Source organism: Psychrobacter piscatorii, from assembly GCF_001444505.1.
GTDB classification, from domain to species: domain Bacteria; phylum Pseudomonadota; class Gammaproteobacteria; order Pseudomonadales; family Moraxellaceae; genus Psychrobacter; species Psychrobacter piscatorii_B.
The window spans coordinates 1-3,948 of record NZ_LNDJ01000008.1 but is presented as its reverse complement, the minus strand read 5'-3'; the positions used below and the strand labels follow the sequence as shown (position 1 = coordinate 3,948).

General features: G+C 43.6%; 3 protein-coding genes. All 3 read left to right on the top strand.

All coding sequences use genetic code 11. From position 1 onward, the window contains the following. Nucleotides 1-391 precede the first annotated feature (391 nt). The 3 genes from AS194_RS01070 to AS194_RS01060 all read left to right on the top strand — a co-directional run bounded on the left by AS194_RS01070 (nucleotide 392) and on the right by AS194_RS01060 (nucleotide 3,802). Nucleotides 392-934, top strand: a complete 543-nt coding sequence (locus tag AS194_RS01070) for a hypothetical protein (RefSeq protein ID WP_058023649.1) — start codon at nucleotides 392-394, stop codon at nucleotides 932-934. 90 nt (nucleotides 935-1,024) lie between these two features. Further along, complete coding sequence (locus tag AS194_RS01065; RefSeq protein WP_058023648.1) at nucleotides 1,025-2,587, top strand: Dyp-type peroxidase; 1,563 nt, start codon at nucleotides 1,025-1,027, stop codon at nucleotides 2,585-2,587. A 66-nt stretch (nucleotides 2,588-2,653) separates the two neighbouring features. Then, nucleotides 2,654-3,802 (top strand): catalase family protein, encoded by a 1,149-nt coding sequence (locus AS194_RS01060; protein ID WP_058023647.1) that lies wholly within the window; start codon nucleotides 2,654-2,656, stop codon nucleotides 3,800-3,802. Nucleotides 3,803-3,948 lie beyond the last annotated feature (146 nt).

The following is a 3,948-nucleotide window of genomic DNA, read 5'->3' as shown; positions in this document are numbered from 1 at the left end:
AACAATTTTATTTTGAACTGACTATATAAATAGTTATAAAAACTCGAAGTATGATTTCAAAGCTTGGTTACCTAGAGTAGCCAAGCTTTTTTAGTATTTAATAACAAGTACAAAAACAGTCATGCTTTTAAAGACTTAATAAGTACGACCAAGATTTATTGCGCCGGTAAGTGCGCCGTCTATCTTTGTAACACTGCTGCAATTTAAAACGTTATTGTTAAACCTATGTTTTGTTTTGTGTGATTAGTCTGCTATTACTTGAGCCTTTTACCGTTTTTGCTATGGTAATAGCTCAACAGCAATCATATAGGAGAGACTTATGAGTAAAAACAATAATAAAGAGCGCATTATCGATAATTCAGAAGATCTGAAAGATAGAATCACTGAGTCTATGGATGCCTTTAAACTGCGGGCAGATCTGTTAGTGGCGAATTTAAAAGAGGGCGGCAATGATGGTTATGATCACTCAACCTCTAGCGCAGGCGAGAAAGGTCTAAAGTCAGGCAAAGTATCCGAGCTTACCGTTATCGCACCGCTAAAAGACGGCGGCGCTGCCCGTCTCAAAGAGATTCTAAAAATAGCCGGGGGCAATCTAAAAGGCGCGACAAGGGTAGGCACTTTGCACGATTTGCGCTTCGTCTTTTTAGATAATGATACAAGAGTGCTTTTTTGCACCGCTTATGACGGTGACTGGGATCCTTATATTGATGATTTCGCCACCAAAATTCCTGAACTCATGGATATTTTATTCGGCAATGTCGAGGGCTGGCCGGGTATCAAAGACCCAAGTGTTAAGCAGTTTATTCTTGATCATCAGATTACCGCTGCAGGTTGGTACGTAGGCGTCCCGCATCTGACGGTACAAGATATTCGCCGTCATGAGCGTATTGTTAAAGGCATCAATAAAGCTTTAGATGAAGCGCAAACAAACTAATTTTTTAGACATTGTATTTTTAAGCGCATAAATTTCAGGGCTTTGATACGGTCATACTTTAATAACGATAAAAAATGAATAGGGCGATGTATGAGTAATGATGATAACAAACCTTTAACGGGATTGACCGATAAGTTGCAAGACTTAAAAGATGAGTTTGGCAATCGCATCGAAAACAGTGATTTTGAGACGTGGCTTAAAGGGGTGAAAGAGGAAGTCGGTGACGGTATTGAGATGATGGCTCGTAGGGCGCGCGGGGTCTTTAACCCCAATCTCGTCACCATGCAGCTAAAAGATATTCAATCCATCGTTCTACGTGAGCGTCCCGCCCCATATTTTGGCACGGTAGTAGCACTAAAAATCAATAATGCTGACGTTGGCAAACAAATGCTAGCGCAGGTGTTGCCTCATGTAACCGGTAGTGAAGACTGGCACAAAGACATGCAAGCCACGCTGTCTATCGTCATGACTTACGAGGGTCTACAAGCGTTAGGTGTACCGCAGTCATCACTTGATAGCTTTCCTGAGTCTTTTAAAGCAGGTATGGCAGCGCGTGCTGAGCAGTTGCGCGATTTTGATGTTAATGCCCCTGAGAATTGGATGGCACCTTTTGGGGATAAGGGTGATATCCATGTGGGCGCGGCTATTATCGCTGATACCAAAGATAAATGGCAGGCCAAACTTGACGAGCTTCGAGATAATCTTACCGATCATATCGATGTGGACAATCCTGCTAATGGTGATGTAGAAATCCTAATCGAGCAGGACTTTGGTTCAAATGACAACGTCAAAAACGTCTTTGGTTATCGTGATGGTATCAGTAATCCTGAGATTCAAGGCAGTGGTATTCAGACGCCTTCGAACCATGACGGCGATCCTATTGCCGCAGGGGAGTTTGTGCTCGGTTACGAAGGGGAGGCAGGGCTGGTTGCGCCTATGCCGCAGCCTGAAGTCTTAGGCAAGAACGGCTCGTTTATGGTGTTACGTGCTTATCATAGCCATGTTGCTGCTTTTAATAAATACCGCAAAGATAATACCGACAGCGAGGAAGAGGCGGAGCTGCTGGGTGCAAAAATGTGGGGACGCTGGCGTTCAGGCGCGCCGCTCATTTTGTCTCCCGATCATGATGATAAAGCGCTTGGCGATGATCCTAGCCGCAATAACGACTTTGGTTATAAAGACGATCCTTACGGTAAAAAGTGTCCGTTTGGCGCGCATATCAGGCGTATGAACCCACGCGATAGCGAAGATTTTATTTTATCCGATGTGCGTATTCACCGTATCGTTAGACGTAGCGTGGGCTTTGGTGAAGTTGTGCCACCCGATGTAATAGAGGACGATGGCAAAGATCGCGGTCTGTTTTTTATTGGTATTAATGCTCATGCTATGGAGACGGTTGAGTTCTTGCAATCACAGTGGATCAACGATGGCAACTTTATGAGCTTAGGCGAAGAAAAAGATCCTATGGTTGGTTTGCACTCTGGTGATAAAGGAGGAAGTGATAAAGACAGCGATGCAGATACCTTTACTGTTCCGGCTGATCCAATTCGCAAACGCTACCATGGTATTGAAACCTTTAATACCTTGCACGGCGGCGAGTACTTTTTTATTCCGAGTTTATCGGCGCTAAAATGGATTAGCGAGCTGTCTTAACTCTCAGTACCATTTGTAATAGTCACCACTTAACAATAATAATCATGAATAAAATTAGGAAATATAATGCTAAAAAAATTATTTAAACCCAAATACGTCCCTTACGATCCAAAATATATCGAATTAAATGCTGAGGACGAAAAAAACATTCGTACTATTACCGACGATATCAAAAGCTATATTGCGCGTAGTGACAAAGCCAGCAATATCGATTATCACACGCGTGATGCCCATGCCAAGGGGTACTGCGCACTAAAAGCCAAGTTTGAGATATTAGATGATATTCCCAAAGAATACGCGCAAGGTTTGTATGCTAAAGCGGGCATTCATGATGCGGTGATTCGTTTGTCCAACGGTTCATCTCGAGTATTCGCTGATCGTAAGTTGGGCTTTGCTCAAGGTCTCGCGATTAAAGTCTTTGACGTACCGGGTAAGAAGCTCGCTCCCGGTGAGGAGGACAGTACGACCTTTGATTATAACTTTATCAATCATCCGGTGTTCTTTTGCAATAGAATTGAGGAGTATACCTATCTATCAAGACTGTTTTTGGAATTACCTAAATACACGGAGAAGGGCGCGATCGGTAAAGCGCAGTTGGCGTTTAACTGGCTGACCAATTACGGCTCAAGATTACCAACCAAAGAGTCGATTAAAACCTTTAAAGCTATCGGCGGCTTTACGAGGATTGAACCAAAAAACACCTTGTTATACGACTTTCATTCGCAAGGTGTGGTGCGTCATGGTGATTATATGGCAAAGATACGGGCAACGCCAACAGCCGCTTCTGTCAAAAAAGTCACGCGCCGTGATGTCGATGTCAACGCCCGCGAAGAGGCGCTGCGACCGCTTATCATCGAGGAGATACGCGAACATGATTATCAGTTTGATATCCAGATTCAGCTATGCCGTAATCTCAAAAAGCAGCCGATTGAAGAGATTACGACGCAGTGGCAAGAGTCGGATACGCCCTTTGTCACCGTAGCGCGTTTAACCCTTCCTTGCCAGGACGTACCAGATGACGGTAATTTTGAGATTATGGAGAATCTATCCTTTACCCCATTTCGCTGTCTTGAAGAGAACCGTCCTATCGGAAACTTACAACAGTCGCGTCTCAAGGCCTATCAAGTCGCCTCCGAGACTCGCCATAAACTCAACGACGTCAAGCGCCGTGAGCCAAAGAGTTTAAAGGAGACGTTTGCTAAGTCTTTTTTTTAGACTAATCGTTTTTAGACTAATCATTTTAGGGTTTATAGATCAAAAAAAGCCAGTCATTATGTGACTGGCTCTTTTGTATCATGAGAATGTGTCTTGTACTAAAAACATCAGCTATTTAAGCTTGGCAATTTACGCTGTACTCGCGG

What these genes read in the sequence shown, in the direction of transcription:
- AS194_RS01070 (WP_058023649.1), top strand. Translation starts at nt 392, where the DNA reads ATGGATGCCTTTAAACTGCGGGCAGATCTGTTAGTGGCGAATTTAAAA.
- AS194_RS01065 (WP_058023648.1), top strand. Translation starts at nt 1,025, where the DNA reads ATGAGTAATGATGATAACAAACCTTTAACGGGATTGACCGATAAGTTG.
- AS194_RS01060 (WP_058023647.1), top strand. Translation starts at nt 2,654, where the DNA reads ATGCTAAAAAAATTATTTAAACCCAAATACGTCCCTTACGATCCAAAA.